We start from the raw sequence: 22,116 nt of genomic DNA, 5'->3' as shown, positions 1-22,116 counted from the left end.
CGTCTCCTTGTGCGGCTAGAGCGCGCCGGCTGGTTGTGGCTGGTCCGCCCCTGGCATCCCGGGCAGCTTGAGCAATGTAGCGATGAAGCGCATCAGCTCGCCGTTGGACACGGTGCTGGCGTCTGGAATCCGCGCCCAGACATGATCGCGCGGACCCACGACGACCAACTCATCGTGGCCGATGATGTGGTAATCCGGCTTGTACTGCGCAGCCAGAGGATTGACCGCCTTGGCGTAAAGATACTCGCCGTCCGCCCGCTGCCTGGCGGACAGCTTGGCGTACTCGGCCGCGCTGATCTGACGGTAATGCACGCCATAGCCCTCTGTCACCAACTTGCGCACCGCCGACGGCTGAGCGGTGAGGAAATGCCAATCCGCGGTGTGCGGGTCGATGCCGGCAATCTGCTGGAAGAAGTCGGCCATCTGCGCCGGTCCGGTATGCGCCGGGTCGACGTTGTAGGAGACGAAGGTCACCTGCTTGCCCAGCATGCCGTCATCCTTGAGCTCCTGATACAGATTCATCAGGTTGGACACCAACAGCGGGCTGTAACGGTCCCCCAGCGGCGACAGAAAGGTCACGATACGTACCTTGCCGAGCAGATCATGGGTGCTCACCGGCCTGCCGTTCTGGTCGACGAACCCCTGCACGATGGGCGCCAGCGGACCTCGATGAAGCGCGATCGGCGTACTGTTCGCCGGTTGACGGGAGGCCGACGCGGCCTCATAGGCCTTGTGGACACGAAGGATGCCGACAATGCTGGTTAAAGCTGCCCCGATTAATAGGCCGACGAACACACCGATGCCCGCGCTGTACCAGAAACCCTGTCGGTCGGCCTCGCTTTTGAATACCGATTCGAGCATGCCCACAGTCAGCTCCTCCCCAGTTTCAGCAGCGATTTCACCTTCTGCAGCAACACCGGAATGGGTACCGTGTCGGCATCGTTCATCACATAACGCACGTTGCCGTGCGGACCTACGAGAATGATCGAGCTGCTGTGCGTGATGTCGAAGTCGGGATTGACCTTGTCGGCCAGCTTGTTCTGCATGTTCGGCAGGTAATTGTAGGTACCGGCCTTCTGCTGCTGGGCGAAGATCTTGTTCTCGGCCTCCAGCGAAATCATCTGGAAGTATTCATGGTAACCGTGACGCACGACGCGGCTCATCGCCTGCGGGGAAGAGGTCAGGAACTGCCACATGCTCGACTTCGGATCGCCGCCGTACTCCCGCATAAAATCGGCCATCTCAGCCGGTGAAGTCTTACCGGCAGCAACATTGAAGGACACCATGCGCACGCGGTCGGCAAGACCGGCCTGCTTGACCTGTTGTTCGAGATTGACGATGTGCGAGGCGATCACCGGACACATGCTCGTACATAGGGGAAACAGGAAGGAAACGACCTGCACCTTGCCGTTGAAGTCCCCGGAGGAGATCTTCTGCCCGTTCTGATTGACGAACCCCGTAAAGCTGGGAGCCTTGAAGATCACGTCAGGGACATTGCGGGCCAACGCCGTGATGGGCTGCGGATGTGCTGGCGGAGCCTTCGGCCCAAATGACAGCAGCAGCGAAAGCCCGAGCATGACGGCAATGCCGACGAGTGTGCCGGCCGCGAGACCCAAGAGATGCGCGCGGCCAATAAAACCCGCTTGGGTTGTTTCAGCGGGTTTTTCCGATACCCATTCTGACACTGGTCAATCCTCCTGATCCGATTCTTGATGGTGTGAGCGCGTCCGCAAATCCGCAGCAGACGCTCCGCACCGTCTATGCGGCACTATCTCCCGCCGCCGACTATAGAGTCACCTTAGTCACCGATACAGTGACAAAGTGTCGCATGCGATAGTTCGCTAGAATGAAACGCGAAAGTCGATTCCCCAAAGCCAGCCGCAACCGTGGAGCGCTACGCTACCAGTTGCCAGAGAAGATCGCGGCCAGAACCCAGGTGGCGTTGTCGAACATCAGAAAGCCGGTCATGATCGCAGAGCCCAGTGCCAACGCACTCAGCACCACGTAGCCGGTGGCCGTCTCCGTCGGCAAGGCTTCGTGCAGGTACTCGCGATCGGCGCGGCGCAGGATGTTCGGCACCACGCGTTTCCCTGACATGGGCACCGCAGCCCCGCGAGTCAGCGCACGCAGATAAAGCGTCAGCGCCGCGCTGATTTCGGCGATGCCGAGAACCAGGGCCAGATCGGCCATCGACCATTTCAGCAGCATGCCCGTCGTCAACAGATTCTCGCGCGCGTTGAGATACTGCGTATGATCGGCCCAGCCGGGCTGGGCCGCGGCCTTGTTGGTGGCGTTGACGCTCGCCGTGGGCGCCTGCCGCAAGCCCTGCACACTAGTCATCACGAACGCGGCCGACAACAGGATAGTGACAGCGAACAGCGCCAACCATATATTTCTGGCCCGACGAACCGCGCGAACCACGCTACTGTCAGGATTGCCAGTGGGCACCTGCATGACCTGCTCTTGGCTGATCATCCCATTCTCTCCCTGATGGCTTGAATCATTTAATTGTCACCCTGGACGTGGCCAATGCCGCGCTGGGCGAGCCAGTATAGGCGCGCGCAATGGCGCGACGCCATCGCTGCCTAACGACCGGGGGTACGGGATGCATCGATTGCGGGCGACCCGCCGCGCCCGGGCAAAAACCCCGGGCTGGCGGACGGTTGCGCCTCAGAAGAGGAAGTAGCGTTGCGCCAGCGGCAGCTCCGCAGCGGGTTCGCAGACCAACAGTTCGCCGTCGGCGCGTACCGCATAGGTCTGCGGATCGACTTCCATCACGGGGAGATAGTCGTTGAGCTTCATGTCGCGCTTGCCGATGCCGCGGGTGCCGCGCACCGCCGACACGCCAGCCAGCAGACCGAGCGCTTCGGGAACCCCGGCAGCCAGTGCAGCCTGCGAGACGAAGCTCAGCCGCGTGGCCGCGCGCGCGCCGCCGTAGCTGCCGAACATCGGGCGATAGTGCACCGGCTGGGGCGTGGGGATGGAGGCGTTGGGATCGCCCATCGGCGCGGCGGCGATCATGCCGCCCTTGATCACCATCGCCGGCTTGGCGCCGAAGAAGGCCGGCTTCCACAGCACCAGGTCGGCCAGTTTGCCGACCTCGACCGAGCCGACCTCGTGCGCGATGCCGTGCGCGATGGCCGGGTTGACGGAGTACTTGGCGACGTAGCGGCGCGCGCGGAAGTTGTCGTGCCGCGCCGGATCCTCGGCCAGGCTGCCGCGCTGAACCTTCATCTTGTGCGCGGTCTGCCAGGTACGCGTGACCACCTCGCCCACCCGCCCCATGGCCTGCGAGTCGGAGGCGATCATGGAGAAGGCGCCGAGGTCGTGCAGGATGTCCTCGGCGGCGATGGTCTCTCGGCGGATACGCGAGTCCGCGAAGGCCACGTCCTCGGGAATGTTCGGGTCGAGGTGATGGCAGACCATCAGCATGTCGAGATGTTCGTCCACGGTGTTGACCGTGTACGGACGCGTCGGGTTGGTCGACGACGGCAGCACGTTGGGCGCGCCGCAGGCCTTGATGATGTCCGGGGCGTGGCCGCCGCCGGCGCCTTCGGTGTGATAGGTGTGGATGGTGCGGCCCTTGAAGGCGGCCAGGGTATCCTCGACGAAGCCGGACTCGTTCAGCGTGTCGGTGTGGATGGCCACCTGCACGTCGGCGCGCTCGGCCGCGGACAGACAGTTGTCGATGGCGGCCGGCGTGGTGCCCCAGTCCTCGTGCAGCTTGAGGCCCATCGCGCCGGCGGCGATCTGCTCGTCCAGCGGGGCAGCCAGGCTGGCGTTGCCCTTGCCGAGGAAACCGAGATTCATCGGGAAGCTCTCGGCGGCCTCGAGCATGCGGCGGATGTACCAGGGGCCGGGCGTGCAGGTGGTCGCGTTGGTGCCCGCAGCCGGGCCGGTGCCGCCGCCGATCATGGTGGTGACGCCCGACATCAGCGCCTCCTCGATCTGCTGCGGACAGATGAAGTGGATGTGGGCGTCGATGCCGCCGGCGGTGGCGATCAGGCCCTCGCCCGCGATGACCTCGGTGCCAGCACCGATGACGATGTCCACGCCAGGCTGGATGTCCGGGTTGCCGGCCTTGCCGATGCCGGCGATGCGCCCGTCCTTGAGCCCGATATCCGCCTTGACCACGCCCCACCAGTCGAGGATCAGGGCGTTGGTGATCACCGTGTCGGCGACCTCGGCCGCGGCACGCTGGCTCTGGCCCATGCCGTCGCGGATCACCTTGCCGCCGCCGAACTTGACCTCCTCGCCGTAGACCGTGCGGTCCTCCTCGACCTCGATCACCAGTGCGGTGTCGCCGAGGCGCACGCGGTCGCCCACGGTGGGTCCGTACATCTCCGCGTAGGCGCGGCGGTCGATCGTGCGGCTCATGCGTCCAGTGCTCCCATGATGCGTGCGTTGAATCCGTAGACCGTGCGCGCGCCGGCCAGCGCGACCAGCTCGACCTCGCGCGTCTGGCCGGGCTCGAAGCGCACGGCGGTGCCGGCCGGGATGTTCAGCCGGAAGCCGCGCGCGGCCTCGCGGTCGAAGTCCAGCGCGCCGTTGGTCTCGTGGAAGTGGTAGTGCGAGCCGACCTGAATGGGCCGATCGCCGGTGTTGGCCACGCGCAGGCTGCGCGTCTCGCGGTCGGCGTTGATCTCGATCTCGCCCTCGGCGGGCAGCAGTTCTCCGGGAATCATCGCGGCGTCACCACTTGCGGTAGGGCAGGAACTTGCCGTTGTAGGTGATCTTCACGCGGTCGCCCTTGGGGTCGGAGACACGCTCGATGTCCAGTTCGAAATCGATGGCGCTCATGATGCCGTCGCCGAATTCCTCGTGGATCAGCGCCTTGATCGTGCTGCCGTAGACCTGGGTGATTTCGTGCAGACGGTAGATCAGCGGGTCGGTGGGCACGTCGCTGTCCAGCGAACCCTTGAGCGGGCATTCCGTCAAGGCCGCGACAAAGGACGGGTCCAGCCCGAGCAAGGCAACCGCAGCGGTGGCCTCGTCCTCGCTCATCGACTGCTGACCGAGCAGCGCGGAGGTGGTCCACACCGGATGGCGGCCGACCGCCCTGGCCAGTTCGGCCCAGGTCAGGCCCTTGGCGCGCTTGGCCTCGAGCACGGCCTCGGTGACTTCTTCTCGATACATGCGGGTACTCCTAGCGTTGCCCCGTCAGGGGATCGGGTGGTGCACAGTGACCAGCTTGGTCCCATCGGGGAAGGTCGCCTCGACCTGCACCTCGGGGATCATCTCCGGGATGCCTTCCATCACGTCGTCGCGGCCGAGCAGGGTCGTGCCATAGTCCATCAGCTCGGCTACGGTACGGCCGTCGCGGGCGCCTTCGAGAATCGCCGCGCTGATGTAGGCCACGGCCTCCGGGTAGTTCAGCTTGAGACCGCGCGCCTTGCGCCGCTCGGCCAGCAGCGCCGCGGTGAACAGCAGCAGCTTGTCCTTTTCCTTGGGTAGCAGTTCCATGTCGTCTCCGTACTGAAATCCTTCGACGTCCCTCAGGTCCGCCAAATGCGCGGCGGACAGGCCGGCACGCCGCATATGCGCGGCCGCAGCCAGCACCACAGGGCCTCGAACCATTGTCGCGCGTCGGCGCCCTCGGCACCGAGAAAACGCCCCACCAGCAATCCGCCCGTTTCGGTCAGCCCGCCGAACCCACGCGCCGGCGTGCCCAACCCGGCCTCGTGCAAGCTATCCAGATGTCCGCAGGCGCCGGACCCTGCAGCCACCAGCGTGGCGCTCACTCCCTGTCCCTGCAAGCCCCAGGCGGCTTCGAGCAGGGCGTCGCCGGCATCGAGTGCCAGGCGTTCGATCAGCACCGGGCGCCCATCGACGCGCACCTCCAGGTGCTGTCGCCAATGCCCCTCGCCGAAGCCCGTGCCCGCCGCAGGGCGGCCGAGGCACACGACCTCCCAACCGAAGTAACGGGCATCGCCCGTCAGCTCGACGCGGGTGTCGAGCTCGGCCCGGGCGCCCTCGAACAGGATCGTCTCCTGCGGCAGCCATTCCAGTGCCGCCCCGGGCGCTACGCGCAGCCGCTGTGCGACGCGGGCGATGCGTTGCGGGCTGGAGTAGAACTTGCCCGCCGAGGGCGTGGTCATCAGCGCATGCGCGCCCGACGCCACCTCCGCCTCCAGGCGCAGGCTGTCGCCGCCGACCACGCCTGCCGGCGGATGCAGCAGATACGCGTGGCACACGCCACCCTCCGGGTAGAAGGGTCGCTGGATCAGCAGCGGACCGTGATGCCGGCGCGACGCCACGTAGCTGTGCCCTCCGCGCGCGCCGAAGCGCAACGCCAGGAAGGCCGGCCAGCCGGCGTCTCCACCCCGGGATTCGGCGCACGGAAACGCCTCGGCAATGGTGGCCTGGATCGTCATAACGTTGCCGGAAACCAGCAAGCCGCATGCCACCCGAATATCGCGGCATACCCGACCAAGCAGGCACTGTCACGCACCAAAATAGGGCGCTGGCCGTATTTATGCCGCAGGCCGGCGCGTATCGCGGCCCGCCCAATCACAGCGGGGCGACATTGACTGGGGGGATCTGCAGGTGAAAACCCTGTTCGCGCAGATTACGCAGTACTTCGGAAGCCTCGGCCTGCGCCAGCCGTCGCTGGGGCGTCAATTCGAATTCGAGCGCAAAATCCGCCGCCCCGAACACCCGCAGCAGGGCCTCGGGCACCGCGGTGAAATCGTCCTGTCGGGGCAGATAGAGGTAGGTGTCCGCGCGCTTTCGACTGCGATAGACGTAGCAGATCATGGCGTAGCAGTGGTCGTACTGGCGGGAAGGTTACCCTGGACCTGCGGTGCCGCTGGCGGTGTCGCAGAGGTGCTACTGACCGGGAGCGGGGCGCTGGCCGCCGTCCCCGCGGACGGCTCGCCACTGGTGGATGATGCCGGTTTTGCCGGGGGTATCACGCTGCCTTTCGGTGCATAGACGCTTACTGCGGTGATGCGCGACCAGTTCAGCTGATAGCCGACGCTGCCGATGGACTGGTCGGCGTTCACGGTGATGCCGTCCCCGGTTACCGAGGCGAGCACCCCCTCCACCGTGCCCCCGCTGACTGTCTCGACCCTGACGCGGCGACCCGCGTATTGCTCAAGGTGGTTGAGTCCCGCGAGCTGGTAGCGATAGACGGGTGGAGGTGTCGGTTTCGATGGTTTCGGACGCACCTTTTGTTCGGCAAGCTTCTGCGCTCGTGCGGCGGCCGCCTCCTGTTCGCGCAGGGCCTCCACCGCCCCGGCATTGGATACCGGCACGTCGTCTTCTGGCTTGAAGGGCATGTCGATCCTGCCGTTCCAGCCGTAGGCCATGAGCACAGGGGCCAGCGACGAATGCCGCAGATAGTCGGCAAGCGGGGTACTGGCACCGCCATAGAGCGCAGCGATCACGATCAGCATCGCGCTCAGTACCACGTAGACCGGAACCTGCGTCTGTCGCCATCTTGTCACCACGTACCACAGCAGCAGCGGGGGCAACAGGATCACCAGCAGCCCCCACAGCAACGTCTCGCGGAAGGCCACTCGCAGCAAGGCCAGCAGGCCCAGCAGCAACAGCCCGAGACCCACCACGAACACCCAGATCATCGTGTCGGCCATACGCCTCCCGGACGCCGTCCGTCAGTCTTCCAGATAGGTATATCCGCCCAAACCGGTTTCCAGCTCATCCAGGATACGCGCTGCCTCCGCGTCATCCAGGCCGGCCGCCGCGACCTTGCTGCGATAGGCGGCCAACAGCTCCTGCGGGTCGAAATGCACGTAGCCTAGCAACTCCGCAACGGCGTCGCCCGGTTCGACCGGGGCCAGACGATAGCCGCCCGCGGGATCGAGATCGACGTTGATCGCGTCGGTGTCGCCGAAAAGATTGTGCAGGTCGCCGAGAATCTCCTGGTACGCGCCCACCAGGAAGATGCCGAGCAGGTAGCGCTCGCCGCGCCGCCAGGGATGCAGCGGCAGGCTGGATTCGAGATCGGCGCCGACCACGTAGCGCTCGACGTGCCCGTCGGAGTCGCAGGTCAGATCCTGGAGCACGCCGCGACGGGTCGGACGCTCGTCCAGTCGGTGCAGCGGCATGATCGGGAAGATCTGGTCGATGGCCCATACGTCGGGAATCGACTGGAACACCGAGAAGTTGCAGAACACCTTGTCCGCGAGGCGCTCGCGCAGCTCGCCGAGCATGTCGCGTTCGACCTTGGACTGGCCGTCCAGCCCGGCCGACAGGCGGCGGCAGATGATCACGTACAGCTCCTCGGCGCGGGCTCGCTGGGCAAGGTCGAGCACGCCGTGCGTGTACATGCCGTGCGCCTCGCTCAGCCAGTAGGCCGCATCGTGGTAGATCTCGCTCGCCGGGCGCGAGCCGGCGGTCTCGGCCAAACGCCACAGATCCTGCAGGATCACCGGTTCGTCCTCGCCCGGCGGCTCGCCCAGCACGGGCTCGCCGGCCGATTCCACATCGATGACCTCGGTGATGAGTACGGCATGGTGCGCGGTCATCGCGCGGCCCGCCTCGGTGACGATATCCGGCGGCGGCATGCCCTCGTCGCGGCAGACCTCGTGCAGGGTACGCACGATGTTGGCGGCATATTCCTGCACGCTGTAGTTCATGGAGCAGTAGTTGCGCGAACGCGTACCCTCGTAGTCGACGCCGAGACCGCCGCCGACGTCGGCGATGCACAGCGGCGCGCCCAGGCGGCGCAGCTCGGCGTAGTAGCGCGCGGCCTCGCGCACGCCGCGCTGGATGTCGCGGATGTTGGCAAGCTGAGAGCCCATGTGGAAGTGCAGCAGTTCCAGGCAGTCGAGCAGCCCGGCGGCGCGCAGGCGCTCGATCAGGCGCAGCGCCTGCGCGGCCGACAGGCCGAACTTGCCCTTCTCCCCGCCGGTGTTCTGCCAGTTGCCGCTGCCCACCGAGGACAGCCGCACGCGCAGGCCGAGCAGAGGGCGGACGCCAAGATCCTGCGCGGCCTCGAGGACGAGATCCAGCTCGGAGGGTTTTTCGATCACGATGTACGGCCGGTGGCCGAGGCGGCGACCGAGCAGCGCAAGACGCATGTACTCGCGGTCCTTGTAGCCGTTGCACACGATCAGACCGCCAGGCCGCGCGCGTGCCAGCACCGCCATCAGCTCAGGCTTGCTGCCGGCCTCCAGCCCTACGCGCTCGCCGCCGTGGTTGAGGATCTCGTCGACCACGCTGCGCTGCTGGTTGACCTTGATCGGATAGACGGCGGTGTAGCGTCCCGGATAGGCATGACGTTCGCGAGCCTCGTCGAAGGCGCCGCAAAGCGTGTCCACGCGCTCGCGCAGGATGTGGTTGAAGCGCACCAGCATCGGCAGACGCAGACCCTGCGCGCGCAGGGTGTCGGCCAGGGCCGCAAGATCCACCGACTCGTTGCCGCGACCGCGCACGTGCACGTGGCCGTCCGCGGCAACGTCGAAATAGCCCCCGCTCCACACCGCCGTGTTGTAGAGGCGTCGCGCCGCGTCGATCGACCAATCCGTCATGCCGCCATCATCCCTGAACCAAGTGTGCCCGTATAATAGCGCCTCGGACCCGCTTCAAGGAGATTGGCGCATGGCGCTCGACGAGAACTGGTACACGGAGATTCACGCGGACGCGGGCAGCGCGTTTTCGCTCAAGGTCCGGCGCAAGCTGCACGACGAGCAGTCGGCCTTCCAGCGCATCGAGGTCTACGAAACCGAGGGCTTCGGCAACCTCATGACCATCGACGGCCTCGTCATGCTCACCGACCGCGACAACTTCGTCTACCACGAGATGATGTCCCACCCGGCGCTGTTCAGCCATCCGCACCCGCGCCGCGTGGTGATCGTCGGCGGCGGCGACTGCGGCACCCTGCGCGAGGTGCTCAAGCACCCCGAGGTGGAGTCTGTGGTGCAGGTCGAGATCGACGAGCGCGTCACGCGGATATCCGAGCAGTTCTTCCCCGCCCTGTGCGAATCCAACGGCGACCCGCGTGCCGAGTTCTTCTTCGGCGACGGCATCCAGTGGATCAAGGACGCCGAACCGGGCTCGATCGATCTCATCATCGTCGACAGCACCGACCCCGTGGGGCCCGCCGAGGGCCTGTTTTCCGGTCCGTTCTACACCAGCTGCCTGCGCGCCCTCGGCAGCAACGGCCTGCTCGCCCAGCAGAGCGAATCGCCGCTGTATCACACCCAGGGAATCATCAAGCCCATGCACGATGAAATGCGCAAGGCGGGCTTCCTCGACACCCTGACCCTGCACTTCCCACAGGTCAGCTACCCCTCGGGCTGGTGGACCGCCACGCTGGCCTGCAAGGACCTGCCGATCACCTTCGTACGCGAAGAGGCCTGCGAGAACAAGGGCTTCGAGACGCTGTACTACAACGACGCCATCCACCGCGCCTGCGCCGCCACGCCGGAATTCCTGCGCAAGGCATTGATGGGCTGAGCGCGACGCTCAGGCAGGGGCGATGCGCACCGGCTGGCGGCGCGCGCCCCAGTCGCCCGGCTGCGCCTCGAACACGCCGGCCAGGCGCTCCCCGCAGGCGGGGCAGCAGCCGTCCACAAGCTGCCAGTCGGTGATGGTGTACCTGTCGCGCCCGATGAGGCGATGCCCGCAACCCGCGCAGTAGGTGTTGCCGCCGTCCTCGTCGTGCACGTTGCCGGTATAGACGTGATGCAGCCCCTGGGCACGGGCGATCTCCCGCGCACGCCGCAGGGTCTCCGGCGGCGTGCGCGGCACGCCGGCCATGCGGTAGTCGGGGTGAAAGGCGCTGAAGTGCAGCGGCACGTCCGACCCCAGCCGCTCGGCCACCCACGCGCTCAGACGCTCGATCTCGCCTGCCGAATCGTTGTGGCCGGGAATCAGCAGGGTGGTCAGCTCGACCCAGCAGTCGGTCTCCTTAACCGCGTACTCGATGGTCTCCAGCACCGGCTGCAGATGCGCGCCGCACAGCTTGTAGTAGAAGTCCTCGTCGAAGGCCTTGAGATCGATGTTGGCGGCGTCCATGTGACGGAAGAACTCGACCCGCGGCGCGTCGGTGACATAGCCCGCCGTCACCGCCACGCTGCGCACGCCGCGGCGACGCGCCTCAATAGCGACGTCGACGGCATACTCCATGAAGATCACCGGGTCGTTGTAGGTGAAGGCCAGCGAGCGAGCGCCATGGCTCAGCGCCGCCTCGGCCAGCTCGGCCGGGTTTGCCTGGTCCATCAGTCGGTCCATGTCGCGTGCCTTGCTCATGTCCCAGTTCTGGCAAAATTTGCAGGCCAGATTGCAGCCGGCGGTGCCGAACGAAAGCACCCCACTGCCCGGCAAGAAGTGATTGAGCGGCTTCTTCTCGATGGGGTCGATGACGAAACCGCTGGAGCGACCGTAGCTGGTCAGCACGATCTCCCCGCCCTGATTCGCGCGCACGAAGCACAACCCCTGCTGCCCCTCGTGCAGCGTGCAGAAGCGCGGGCACAGGTCGCATTGCACCCGTCCGTCGTCCAGCGCATGCCAATAGCGCGTCGCTACCGTACTCGTCGCCATCATGATTCATCACTCCCGACCATCATCCACACACTCATCGTGGGGTCTTGCTGCGATCTTTAAAGCTGCCGCCGGCGCCCCCATCGTGTACGACATGACCACACACACTCATGGCATACCGGAAAACCAGGGAGAACGACCGCCGGCCGTGGCCGGCACGTTTTACCCTGCGGACGCCGGCGAGCTTCGCCGCGAGGTCGAGGCCTTCCTCGCGGCGGGCGACGACGCCGACGGCACCCTGCCCATCAGGGCGCTGGTGGTGCCGCATGCCGGCTACGTCTACTCCGGTCCCATTGCGGGCACGGCGTACGCGCGCCTGCGCCGCCGCGACACCCCCGTGCGCCGGGTGGTACTGCTCGGCCCGTCGCATCGCGTCACCTTTCGCGGCCTGGCCGTGCCCGGCACGACGAGTTTTCGCACCCCGCTCGGCTCCGTCCGCCTTGACCGCGAGGCCATCGAGCAAGTGCTGACGCTGCCCCAGGTGATCGAATCCGATCTCGCTCACGCGCAGGAACATAGTCTGGAGGTGCACCTGCCCTTTCTGCAGACCGTCCTGGGCGACGACTTCCGGCTGCTGCCCGTGGTCGTGGGCGACGCCGATCCGCAGGCAGTCGCCGCCCTGATCGAGACCTTCTGGGACGACCCGGGCACCCTGTTCGTGATCAGCTCGGATCTCAGCCACTATCTGGGTTATGCCGACGCCCGGCACATCGACCGGCTCACCGCGCAGGCCATCGAACGCCTCGCACCTCAGGCGATCGGCTACGAACAGGCCTGCGGACGCATCCCGCTGCAGGGCCTGCTGCTGGCCGCGCAACGCCACGGCCTGCACGCGCACACCCTTGACCTGCGCAACTCCGGCGACACCGCCGGCCCGCGCGACCGGGTGGTCGGCTATGGCGCCTGGACCTTCGCCTGAAGCGGCCTACGCGCCGGAGGAACGCGCGCGGTTGCGCGACATCGCCGCGGCCTCGATCCGCCACGGGCTGACGCAGGGCGCGCCGCTCGCCGTCGGCCTCGGAACGCTACCGGCGAAGCTGCGCGAACCGCGGGCAACCTTCGTCACCCTGGAGCGTTCGGGACGTCTACGCGGCTGCATCGGCACCCTGGAGGCCCGCCGTCCGCTGGCGCAGGATGTGGCCGACCAGGCCTACGCCGCCGCCTTCCGCGACCCCCGCTTCGTCCCGCTGGAGGCCGGCGAACTGCCGGATCTCGAGCTCAAGATTTCCGTACTCTCGCCGCCCGAGGCCCTGTCCGCCGAAGCGGCACGCGCACTGCCGGACACACTGCGTCCGGGCATCGACGGCCTGATCATCGAGGATGGCCCGCATCGCGCAACCTTCCTGCCCAGTGTCTGGGCGCAGCTGCCGGACCCGCAGGACTTCGTCGCCGCGCTCAGGCAGAAGGCCGGCCTGCCGCCTGCAGGATCGAACCCGAACCTGCGCGCGTTCCGCTACACCACAGAAGAATTCTGAACCGGCAGGATCTACAGAGTCTCAGCCCGCGCAGGACTGGCGCAGGCGGTCGCTCATGCCGGCCAAGTGCTGTGCATCCTGTGCATACGGGGCCTGGGTCTCCAGCCCGGAGAGGGTTTCCGCGAGCACCTTGCGCGCCCACGCCGGCAAATCCGGATGCACCCGATAGAACACCCACAGCCCGTCGCGGCGGTCGCTGACCACCCCGGCCTCGCGCAGGCTGGCCAGGTGGCGCGAGATCTTCGGCTGCATCATCTCCAGCGCCTCGGTCAACTCGCATACGCATAGTTCGCCGGCGCGCTGCAGCAGCAACAGGCAGCGCAGCCGGGTAGGGTCGGACAGGGCGCGGAAAAAGCGTTCTGGGTTCATGTCGGCAATATATCCGTCATTTGATATATACGGGAAAACAATTATACTGCGGCCGGTTCTTAATACGCGGTACGTCTTCCCATGTTAGCCCTCGCGATCTTTCTGATCACCCTCGTCTTCGTCATCTGGCAGCCGCGGGGACTCGGCATCGGCTGGAGCGCCGCGGGTGGCGCGCTGCTGGCGCTGGCCACCGGCGTGATCACGCTGCACGACATCCCGATAGTCTGGCATATCGTGTGGGACGCGACCTTCACCTTCGTCGGCCTGATCATCATCTCGCTGACCCTGGACGAGGCCGGCTTCTTCCACTGGGCGGCGCTACATGTCGCACGCTGGGGCGGCGGCAGCGGCAAGCGACTGTTCCCGCTCGTCATTCTGCTCGGCGCGCTGATCGCGGCCTTCTTCGCGAACGACGGCGCCGCCTTGCTGCTCACCCCGATCGTGCTCGCCATCCTGCTGCGCCTGGGCTTCAACCCGGCCGGCGCGCTGGCCTTCGTGATCGGCACCGGTTTCGTGGCCGATACCACCAGCCTGCCGCTGATCATCTCGAATCTGGTCAACATCGTCAGCGCGAATTACTTCGCCATCCCCTTCGACCATTACGCGCGGGTGATGATACCCGTGGACCTCGCCGCGCTCGCAGCGACGCTGGTCGTTTTGTGGCTGTATTTCCGCCGCGACCTGCCGGCGCGCTACGCCCTCGAGGGCCTGGAAGCCCCCGCCCACGCGATCCGCGATCCGCTGGTGTTCCGCGCCAGCTTCCCGCTGCTCGCGGTGCTGCTCGCGGCCTATTTCGTGACCGCGCAGTTCGGCGTTCCCGTCTCCGTGGTCACCGGCGCGGGCGCGCTGATCCTGCTCGGGCTTGCCGGACGCTGGCACCAGGGCGGGCGCGGCGGCGTGATTCCCGTGCGCAAGGTGGTCAAGGAAGCCCCCTGGCAGATCGTGATCTTCAGCTTGGGCATGTATCTCGTGGTCTACGGCCTGCGCAACGCCGGACTCACCGCCTATCTGGCCCAGGCGCTCGAATGGCTCGGCGGGCACGGGCCGACCGTGGCGGCGTTCGGCACCGGCTTTCTCAGCGCCGTACTGTCATCGGTGATGAACAACATGCCGAGCGTGCTGGTCGGCGCGCTCGCCATCAACCAAAGCCATGGGATCAGCGCCGCCGCACGCGAAGCGATGATCTACGCCAACGTGATCGGCTGCGACCTAGGGCCCAAGTTCACCCCTATCGGCAGCCTCGCCACCCTGCTCTGGCTGCACGTGCTCGCACGCAAGGGCGAGACCATCACCTGGGGTCAGTACATGAAGGTCGGGCTGGTCATCACCCCGCCGGTCCTGCTCGTCACCCTGCTCGCGCTGGCGGCCTGGCTGCCGCTGGCCGGCCATTCCTGAACGGAGTTCCCGCAATGAAGCGCAAATCCATCCTGTTCCTGTGCACCGGCAACTCCTGCCGCAGCCAGATGGCCGAAGGCTGGGCCCGTCGGCTCGGCGGCGAGGATTTCGAGATCACCTCGGCCGGCATCGAGGCCCACGGCAAGAACCCGCGCGCGATCGCGGTGATGGCCGAGGCCGGTGTCGACATCAGCGGCCAGGAATCGACCCGCGTGACCGATAACATGATCGCCGCCGCCGGCCTCGTGGTCACCGTCTGCGGCCATGCCGATGAACACTGCCCGGTGCTACCGCCCGGCGTGCGCAAGCTGCACTGGCCGCTCAACGATCCAGCCAAGGCCACCGGCACCGAGGACGAGGTCATGGCCGAGTTCCGCCGCGTGCGCGACGAGGTACGCCAGCGAACAACCGATCTGCTGCGCGCCGAAGGCATCGAACCGCTCGCCCCCGACACCACACCCAAACTGATCCCCGGCAACGACGAATTCCATATCAGCATCCGCGTCGCCGACCTTGCCGCAAGCACCGAGTTCTATACCCGCCTGTTCGGCATCGAACCCAAGGACCGCGAGCAGCGCTACAGCACTTTCATCGTGCCGTGGCTACGGCTGAACTTCGTGCTCCTGGTCAACGATTCCGGCGAGAAGCTGGACACCTACAGCCTCTATCACCTCGGCCTGCGCGTGCCGGACAAGGCCGCGGTGATCGCCGCCTATCACACCGCCCTGGCCGCCGGCACCGAAGTGGTCAAGCCGCCGCGCAGCACCTGGCACGGGCTGCCGCTGCACGAACTCTGGCTGCGCGACCCGACCGGCTACCTGCTGGAGATTTACGCCGAGATGACCGCCGCCGACCTGGCCGCCATGCCGGCCGACAAGGCGGCGACGTTTCTGGTGCCGGGGACCGAGCCGGTCACGGCCTGATGCGGCTCAATCGGTAAGCTGCCGCTCGATCCTTCGGTCCGGGATCAGCCACATCGCGGCAACCGCGATATAAACCGCCTGCGCAAGCCAGGGCAAGTAAATGGCCGCAGGTATGGCGCAGGCATACAGCAGCACCGACAGCTTGCCCTTGCCGTCGCTGCCGATGGCGCGCGCGAGCCGCGAATCCACGCCGTCGGCGGCGACGATGCGGTTCACTAGCACCCAGTACGCCACCGCCACCATCAGCAGCACGCCGCCGTACAGCGCCGTCGGCGCCGCCGCAAAGTGGTTCTCGCCCATCCAACCGGTCACGAAGGGAAACAGCGAGAGCCAAAACAACAGGTGCAGGTTCGCCCACAGGACCCCACCGCCGATGCGCTCGGTCGCGTGCAGCAGATGGTGATGGTTGTTCCAATAGATGCCGATATAGACAAAGCTGAGCACATAGCTCAGCAGTACCGGCAGCAACGGTCGCAGGGCCTCCATCTGTTCGCCGTGCGGCACCTTCATTTCCAGCACCATGATGGTGATGATGATCGCCATCACGCCATCGCTGAACGCTTCCATCCGGCTCGTACGCATGCCCCACCCCCTTGACCCGATTCCCGTGCAGTATGTCGCCGCTGCGCACAAATGGGCAGAGATCAGGATTTCAGCCGGTCCAGACGCAGTCTTTCGCGCTCGTCGAACAGTCGGCGCGAGCCGAACCAGACGCCGCCGAGCGCGGCAAAACCGGTGTTGGCGGCGATCAGGAACATGATCAGGATCTGATAGCGCACTGCCTCGGTCGGCGGCGCACCCGCCAGGATCTGGCCGGTCATCATGCCGGGCAGGCTGACCACGCCGGCGGCGGCCATCGAATTGATGATCGGAATCAGGCCGGCGCGCGCCGATTCGCGGCGAATGTCGCTCATCGCCTCGTCCCAGCGCTGGCCGAGCATCAGCCGCGCCTCGATCGCCGCGCGCTGGCGCCAGGCGGTCTGCGTCAGCCGGTCGAGGCCGATGGCGGCACCCGTCATCGAGTTCCCGATCAGCATGCCTAGCAGCGGGATGGCGTATTGCGGGGCGTACCACGGCTCGGGCCGCAGAATCACCAGCAGGGTCAGCAGGATGATCGACAGCGACGGCACCGTCAGCGCGATCGCGCCCACGCCGTAGCCCCAGCCGCCCCGGAAACGGCGCTGCTGCCGGGCCATCACCTCTCGCCCGGCGACCAGCAGCATGAAGGCAGCGAGCAGGCCGATCCACAGCGGACTCGCGTAGGCGAACAGGGTCTTGAGCACTAGTCCGACCAGCCAGAGTTGTAACGTGGTGCGCACCGCTGCGATCAGCAGTGTCTTCGACAGCCCCAGGCTGAGGGCGAGGCTGAGGCCCGCAAGCGCAAGAATCAGCAGTGCGGCCAATCCCAGTTCGAAAGGCGTCAGCGCGATCAGGTGCATGCGGCATCCTCCAGACGGCCGGCCTGCATGACCAGTTCGCGATCGCCGATGCGGACAGCCTGTTCCGCGTCGTGGGTAACCCACAGCGCCGCAGCAGCGCGGCTGGCCAGGTAATCGCGCACCACCGACTCGACGCGCGCACGATTACCGGCATCAAGATTTGCGGTCGGCTCGTCGAGCAGGAGCACCCGCGGCTGCAACTGCAACAGGCGCGCCAAAGCCAGACGCTGGCGTTCCCCGCTCGAGGCTCGCGCCACCTGCCAGCCGAGCACATCCTCATCGAAACCCAGGGCCTTGAGCACCTCCTCGGCACCTGCTGGGAAGTGCTCGCCCACCGTCTCTGCCCACCAGGCCGGTTCCGCCGGTAGCAGGCCCACCGAGCGGCGCCATTCACGTGGCGTAAATTCCTCACGCCGGCGCGCATCGAGAGCAACCGCTCCCGTAGACGGATCGAGATCGCATATCGCACGCAGCAGCAGCGACTTGCCGCTGCCCGATGGACCGGTCACGACAACGCACTCGCCAGCCGCAAGCTGAAGCGTCCAGGGCCCTGAGACAGACGTACGCAGGCTCTCCACGCTCAGACGCGGCATCTCATATGAGGCAGCTGGACTCGAAGCGGAGGGTTTCATGGGGCGGGGATTATGCGGGGATCGCGGCCATGTTTCGAGTCCGACGACCGGATAAAAAAGAACGGGCGCCGAAGCGCCCGTTCCAACGAATCACAATCGTGGATTGTTATTCGTAGACCTGCTCGCCGTGCGAGGAGACGTCGAGACCCTCGACCTCGGCCTCTTCCGACACACGGATACCCATGATCACGTCGATGACCTTGATGATGATGAAGGTCATGATCGCATCGTAGACGATGGTCACCATCACACCGAAGCCCTGGATGCCGAGCTGGTGCATGATGCTGCCACCCGCATTTCCGGACAGGCCCGCACCGCCAAACATCTTGGCCGCGAAGATGCCGGTTAGGAGCGCACCAACGATACCGCCGATGGCATGCACGCCGAAGGCGTCAAGCGAATCGTCGTAGCCGATCATGTTCTTCAGGTAAACCGAGGCCCAGAAACAGAGCACGCCAGCCGCAATGCCGATGACAATGGCACCGGTCGGACCGACGAAGCCAGAGGCCGGGGTGATCGCCACGAGGCCAGCCACCGCACCCGAACTCATGCCCAGCAGAGTGGGTTTGCCGCGCGCGGCCCATTCGGCGAACATCCACGCCAGCGCCGCGATGCCGGTAGCGATCTGGGTCACGGCCATGGCCATACCCGCAGTACCGTTGGCAGCCACGGCGGAACCGGCGTTGAAACCGAACCAGCCGACCCACAGCAGGGCCGCACCGGCCATGGTGAATACCACGTTCACCGGAGGCATTGCCTCCTTGCCGTAGCCCTTGCGCTTGCCGAGCACCAGCGCCGCGACCAGACCGGCCACACCCGCGTTGATGTGCACCACGGTGCCGCCCGCGAAGTCCAGCACACCGTCACCGCCGAGCCAGCCGCCCGGCCCCCAGACCATGTGCGCAATCGGCGAGTAGACCAGCACCGACCACAGGCCAAGGAACCACAGCATGGCGGAGAACTTCATGCGCTCAACGATCGAGCCGATGACCAGCGCCGGGGTGATGATCGCGAAGGTCATCTGGAAGGTCATGAAGACCGATTCCGGGATCGTTCCGCTCATCGCGCCGTAGCCCATGCCACTCAGGAAGAAGCGGCTCATGCCACCGATGAAACCGCTACCGGAGGTAAAGGCCAGGGAATAGCCGATGATGGTCCAGACGGCGGTGATCAGGCAGGTCACGGCAAAGGTCTTGGCCGCCACCGAGATCAGGTTCTTCTTGCGCACCATGCCGCCGTAGAACAGGGCCACACCAGGAATGGTCATCATCAGAACGAGTGCGGTGGAGGTCAGCATCCAGGCGGTATCGCCGGAGTTGATCTTCGGCGGAGCGTCCGCAGCCATTGCCAGCCCCGGGACTAGCCACATCCCCAACAGGCCGGCCAGCCCCCCGATCGCTCCCAATGCGTGCTTTGATTTCATTGACAATTTCCTCATCTTGATTTCGTCTTTATTTAAAGAGCCTCAGATCCGGTTTCGCCCGTGCGAATTCGAATGGCCTGCTCCAGCGGGGACAGGAATATCTTGCCGTCACCGATCTTGCCGGTGCTGGCTGCCTTGCTGATGGCCTCGATGGCCTGATCCACCAGGCCGTCGTCGAGCGCGACTTCGATTTTCACCTTGGGCAGAAAATCGACCACGTATTCGGCCCCGCGGTACAATTCCGTATGCCCCTTCTGTCTGCCGAATCCCTTCACTTCGGTGACGGTGATACCCTTGACGCCGATTTCGGACAGGGCCTCCCTGACCTCGTCGAGCTTGAAGGGCTTGATGATGGCGATGAGCAGCTTCATACCTTTTTGCCTCCCGTTTTCATTGCAATCACTCCTATTGAATCGAACCCTGCGACACGGGCTTGGACCTGTCATATGCAGGGGGCGTGCCACCCAATAGACCCCAGCCATCCAATTGATATAGAAAGGTTTTAGTCAAATCCGACAACGCGCGCACCATAACAATGCACCATCATGGTGCGCGTTGGGTACGTCGATAGCCGTATATCGGTTAATTGCCTTGCCAATATTGCGTGCAAAAAAAATCCGGGCACTCAGGCCCGGATAAGGAGTCATGGATAACTGCGTTTCTGCTTTAGAAGCTATAAGTGCCTCCAAGCACGAACTGGCTGGCCGCTTTCGTACCAGGTACGCTTACGGAAGTGTATGCGGCGTCCAGGACATCACTGTCGAGTCCGCTCTCCACTGCCTTTTTGTCGGCATACTGATACTCGGCGTACAGCGCCACACTGCTGATCGGCGTGTAGGCGAGACTCAGTGTAACCAGCGTCCCGCGGGTGCGCGGCAGTGTGCCACTGGTACCTTGGGTGGTCGTCGACAAATTACCCATGACCGTCCACTTCGGGGTGAATGCGTAACTACCCGTTGCCATGTAGGTATAGATTTCATGGGTATTCTGCGTTGCCCCAAGTAGCATCGAGGTCGGCTTGAAACCGAACACACCCAGACTGACACTTACCGGACCCGAACTATAAGTCCCACGCAACCCCGCCTTGCTCTTGAGCAAGACACCTGAGTACTCGTTCACCGGTGTCAGCCAGACCGTTTGCGAGGGCGACGGACTATAGGCCGTCGAACCATCTCCGTATTTGGAGAATGACTCGAAGCCGGCACCGACGCTGAATGCCCCCGTGGTGTAGGTACCGGAAAAGCCATAATTGCCCGTGGATTTGCTAGCCGTCGACGAGCCCTTGCCGATGTTGAAACCTTCCACAGACAACGTCAGCCCGTCCAATGATGGCGATACATAGGACACCGCCTTGTCCTGCTCGAAATTGGCAACTACTGTGGGATACATCCACCAGAACGGCGTGAACGGTAGTACCACATCATTGAAATATGTGGACTCCAGACGTCCGACCTTTAACGTACCCCACGGCCCGGTGGCTCCCAGATAAGCCCAGTAAGTCGAGGGCGAACCGGACTCCGTCGTCGGATCGACCAGCATGTCGTAGTTGTAAATGAACTTCGTGCCCCCGGCTTCGCCCAGATCGCCCTTGACGCCGACCTGGCTGATATTGTTCTGAATGCCATAGGTCGACTTTTCACCATTGACGGTCGCGGTATTGTAAGTACCGACAACTCCGACCATCCCATAGATGGTCGCAGACGGCGCCGCCTTGGCCATTCCGGCCACACCCGCCATCGCCACGCCCGCACTCAGCGCGATCATCAACTTGCTCGGCTGAAAACGTTTCTTCAGGCTCATATCTACACTCCCGATAACTGACACGAATGTCACAAAAAACAGACAGTGTGCGATCAAAAACACACGGCAATGCGCGTTTGCAGTTAACGTGCCACGCGCATTGCTTTAATGACAGTCAGATTAAACAGGGAGTTTCTTTACAAAATACTGGTACTAGATGAGCGAAACGCACCATTCTTGAGCATAAAATTGCACAACGCACTTATTATGTGCGCCTAACGATTACAAATAACTATTAATTTTTACTAATATCAATCAATCGATATAACTTATCAATTCACCTTGCGACTACCACGACCCATGCCACCCCAAGATCGGGTGGGAAAACGAGGGACGTTTGCCTATGCCTACTGTCGCATCCCCACAACACTCGAAATCAATGATTCCACTTCAGCGTTGCTGGGTAAGGGTTCCGGCGCATGTCCCGATACTGCGTTAGACCAGAGGGGACCCCTTCGGCCTTCATCATTTCGAACATCTTCACCACGATCTCATAGGAGACCTTCTGCGCGTAGAGCGAACTCTTGCGGAAGTATTCGTCGAATTGCGTCGGCACCTGCAACGCGTTGTCCGACATCACGTTCAGTTCGAGGAACGGCACCTTGTTGATCAGCGAGGCCAGTGCCGTACCGTAGCCGCCAGACTCGTCGGCCTCATGGAATATCCTGTCACTCTCGCGAATCGCCTTGGGGCTGCGCAGCCACATGGCCGACGAGCCCTGTGTACCGTAGTTCATGATGTAGGTCTTGCCCGGCTTGCCGTTCTGGTTCATCCAGGCAGGTGTCTCGAGCTTCATCGCCACCGCTGCGCGGTAGGCGAGATCCGACAGCGGCACGCTGGTGTAGAGGTACATCATCGCACCGCTGCCCGCAGCATTCGATTCCGTATCGTGGAATTCTCCGGGGACAATCTTGCCCGAGCGCGTCGTGATGTAATTGCCGAAATCCACTACCCGGCGCGCAATCAGCACGTCGCCGATGCGAAGGCGCTTGAGATGCGAGCCCGAGGTTCCCGCATAGATCATCGCGCGCATCGGGAAGGTATCCATCATCTTCTGCGCCACCAGCGCCCGCGTCGCATCACCGTCGACCGGCTGCACGCAGGCCACCACGGGGAATCCGCTCAACTTGCCGATGTGGAAGGTGTAGCCTC

The 22,116-nt window shown here is 64.6% G+C and carries 25 protein-coding genes; 5 read left to right on the top strand and 20 right to left on the bottom strand.

Translation table 11 applies throughout. From position 1 onward, the window contains the following. Positions 1–15: 15 nt before the first annotated feature. The 11 genes from BJI67_RS01655 to speA form a co-directional block, all read right to left on the bottom strand. A complete protein-coding gene (locus BJI67_RS01655) occupies positions 16–861 on the bottom strand; it encodes an SCO family protein (protein ID WP_156781985.1) in 846 nt (281 codons plus the stop codon). Between the two features lie 8 nt (positions 862–869). Beyond that, the gene (locus tag BJI67_RS01650; RefSeq protein WP_156781984.1) at positions 870–1,685 is read right to left on the bottom strand and encodes an SCO family protein; all 816 of its coding nucleotides are present in this window, start codon (positions 1,683–1,685) and stop codon (positions 870–872) included. Positions 1,686–1,899: 214 nt separating this feature from the next. Further along, positions 1,900–2,475, bottom strand: a complete 576-nt coding sequence (locus BJI67_RS01645; protein ID WP_070071547.1) for a hypothetical protein — start codon at positions 2,473–2,475, stop codon at positions 1,900–1,902. Between the two features lie 195 nt (positions 2,476–2,670). Continuing rightward, the gene (gene ureC, locus BJI67_RS01640) at positions 2,671–4,377 is read right to left on the bottom strand and encodes an urease subunit alpha (protein WP_070071546.1); all 1,707 of its coding nucleotides are present in this window, start codon (positions 4,375–4,377) and stop codon (positions 2,671–2,673) included. Continuing rightward, entirely contained in the window at positions 4,374–4,685 is a 312-nt protein-coding gene (locus BJI67_RS01635; protein ID WP_070071545.1) for an urease subunit beta, read from the bottom strand. Before BJI67_RS01635 ends, ureC begins: the two co-directional genes overlap by 4 nt. Positions 4,686–4,692: 7 nt before the next feature. After that, positions 4,693–5,136 carry a cyanase gene (gene cynS, locus BJI67_RS01630; RefSeq protein WP_070071544.1) on the bottom strand — a complete coding sequence of 148 codons (444 nt, stop codon included), beginning with the start codon at positions 5,134–5,136 and terminating at the stop codon, positions 4,693–4,695. Between the two features lie 24 nt (positions 5,137–5,160). Further along, positions 5,161–5,463: an urease subunit gamma gene (gene ureA, locus BJI67_RS01625; RefSeq protein WP_070073872.1), complete on the bottom strand. Its 303-nt coding sequence runs from the start codon at positions 5,461–5,463 to the stop codon at positions 5,161–5,163. Positions 5,464–5,495: 32 nt separating this feature from the next. Continuing rightward, a complete protein-coding gene (locus BJI67_RS01620; protein ID WP_070071543.1) occupies positions 5,496–6,374 on the bottom strand; it encodes an urease accessory protein UreD in 879 nt (292 codons plus the stop codon). 136 nt (positions 6,375–6,510) lie between these two features. After that, entirely contained in the window at positions 6,511–6,756 is a 246-nt protein-coding gene (locus BJI67_RS01615) for a YcgL domain-containing protein (protein ID WP_070071542.1), read from the bottom strand. Continuing rightward, positions 6,753–7,595 carry an LSm family protein gene (locus BJI67_RS01610; RefSeq protein WP_070071541.1) on the bottom strand — a complete coding sequence of 281 codons (843 nt, stop codon included), beginning with the start codon at positions 7,593–7,595 and terminating at the stop codon, positions 6,753–6,755. The genes BJI67_RS01615 and BJI67_RS01610 overlap by 4 nt, the downstream gene beginning before the upstream one ends. Before the next feature lie 21 nt (positions 7,596–7,616). Continuing rightward, the gene (speA, locus tag BJI67_RS01605; protein WP_070071540.1) at positions 7,617–9,494 is read right to left on the bottom strand and encodes a biosynthetic arginine decarboxylase; all 1,878 of its coding nucleotides are present in this window, start codon (positions 9,492–9,494) and stop codon (positions 7,617–7,619) included. A 70-nt stretch (positions 9,495–9,564) separates the two neighbouring features. On the opposite strand from speA, the gene speE reads away from it, so the two are divergent. Beyond that, positions 9,565–10,422, top strand: coding sequence for a polyamine aminopropyltransferase (gene speE, locus BJI67_RS01600; RefSeq protein ID WP_070071539.1), 858 nt, complete (start codon positions 9,565–9,567; stop codon positions 10,420–10,422). Between the two features lie 9 nt (positions 10,423–10,431). On the opposite strand, the gene amrS is transcribed toward speE, so the two are convergent. Further along, positions 10,432–11,511, bottom strand: a complete 1,080-nt coding sequence (amrS, locus tag BJI67_RS01595) for an AmmeMemoRadiSam system radical SAM enzyme (protein WP_070071538.1) — start codon at positions 11,509–11,511, stop codon at positions 10,432–10,434. Between the two features lie 91 nt (positions 11,512–11,602). Here amrS and amrB point away from each other — a divergent pair, with 91 nt between their 5' ends. Together amrB and amrA are read left to right on the top strand one after the other, a co-directional pair. Next, complete coding sequence (gene amrB / locus BJI67_RS01590; protein ID WP_070071537.1) at positions 11,603–12,427, top strand: AmmeMemoRadiSam system protein B; 825 nt, start codon at positions 11,603–11,605, stop codon at positions 12,425–12,427. Beyond that, positions 12,405–12,983 (top strand): AmmeMemoRadiSam system protein A, encoded by a 579-nt coding sequence (gene amrA / locus BJI67_RS01585; protein ID WP_070071536.1) that lies wholly within the window; start codon positions 12,405–12,407, stop codon positions 12,981–12,983. The genes amrB and amrA overlap by 23 nt, the downstream gene beginning before the upstream one ends. 21 nt (positions 12,984–13,004) lie before the next feature. Here amrA and BJI67_RS01580 read toward each other — a convergent pair whose 3' ends face one another. After that, positions 13,005–13,352: a metalloregulator ArsR/SmtB family transcription factor gene (locus BJI67_RS01580; RefSeq protein ID WP_070071535.1), complete on the bottom strand. Its 348-nt coding sequence runs from the start codon at positions 13,350–13,352 to the stop codon at positions 13,005–13,007. A gap of 81 nt (positions 13,353–13,433) precedes the next feature. On the opposite strand from BJI67_RS01580, the gene BJI67_RS01575 reads away from it, so the two are divergent. Together BJI67_RS01575 and arsC are read left to right on the top strand one after the other, a co-directional pair. Then, the gene (locus BJI67_RS01575; RefSeq protein ID WP_070071534.1) at positions 13,434–14,747 is read left to right on the top strand and encodes an arsenic transporter; all 1,314 of its coding nucleotides are present in this window, start codon (positions 13,434–13,436) and stop codon (positions 14,745–14,747) included. A 14-nt stretch (positions 14,748–14,761) separates the two neighbouring features. Beyond that, on the top strand, positions 14,762–15,670 hold the full coding sequence (arsC, locus tag BJI67_RS18365) for an arsenate reductase (thioredoxin) (protein ID WP_156781983.1): 909 nt from the start codon (positions 14,762–14,764) through the stop codon (positions 15,668–15,670). 6 nt (positions 15,671–15,676) lie between these two features. Here arsC and BJI67_RS01560 read toward each other — a convergent pair whose 3' ends face one another. From BJI67_RS01560 to BJI67_RS01530, 7 genes are all read right to left on the bottom strand, one after another. Further along, complete coding sequence (locus BJI67_RS01560) at positions 15,677–16,237, bottom strand: TMEM175 family protein (protein ID WP_269449616.1); 561 nt, start codon at positions 16,235–16,237, stop codon at positions 15,677–15,679. A gap of 77 nt (positions 16,238–16,314) precedes the next feature. Then, the gene (locus tag BJI67_RS01555) at positions 16,315–17,109 is read right to left on the bottom strand and encodes an ABC transporter permease (protein ID WP_070071532.1); all 795 of its coding nucleotides are present in this window, start codon (positions 17,107–17,109) and stop codon (positions 16,315–16,317) included. Next, entirely contained in the window at positions 17,100–17,702 is a 603-nt protein-coding gene (locus BJI67_RS01550) for an ABC transporter ATP-binding protein (RefSeq protein ID WP_070071531.1), read from the bottom strand. The genes BJI67_RS01555 and BJI67_RS01550 overlap by 10 nt, the downstream gene beginning before the upstream one ends. A 145-nt stretch (positions 17,703–17,847) precedes the next feature. Further along, positions 17,848–19,164: an ammonium transporter gene (locus BJI67_RS01545; RefSeq protein ID WP_197513235.1), complete on the bottom strand. Its 1,317-nt coding sequence runs from the start codon at positions 19,162–19,164 to the stop codon at positions 17,848–17,850. A gap of 32 nt (positions 19,165–19,196) precedes the next feature. After that, a complete protein-coding gene (locus tag BJI67_RS01540; RefSeq protein WP_070071529.1) occupies positions 19,197–19,535 on the bottom strand; it encodes a P-II family nitrogen regulator in 339 nt (112 codons plus the stop codon). 295 nt (positions 19,536–19,830) lie between these two features. Continuing rightward, positions 19,831–20,964 carry a porin gene (locus BJI67_RS01535; RefSeq protein WP_070071528.1) on the bottom strand — a complete coding sequence of 378 codons (1,134 nt, stop codon included), beginning with the start codon at positions 20,962–20,964 and terminating at the stop codon, positions 19,831–19,833. A gap of 376 nt (positions 20,965–21,340) precedes the next feature. After that, on the bottom strand, positions 21,341–22,116 hold a 776-nt coding region (locus BJI67_RS01530), incomplete at its 5' end, for a 5'-methylthioadenosine/S-adenosylhomocysteine nucleosidase family protein (protein ID WP_070071527.1).

It is taken from the genome of Acidihalobacter aeolianus (assembly GCF_001753165.1).
Lineage (GTDB): Bacteria > Pseudomonadota > Gammaproteobacteria > DSM-5130 > Acidihalobacteraceae > Acidihalobacter > Acidihalobacter aeolianus.
Note: the sequence above shows the minus strand (reverse complement) of the source record. Positions and strands in the feature narration are given on the sequence as shown.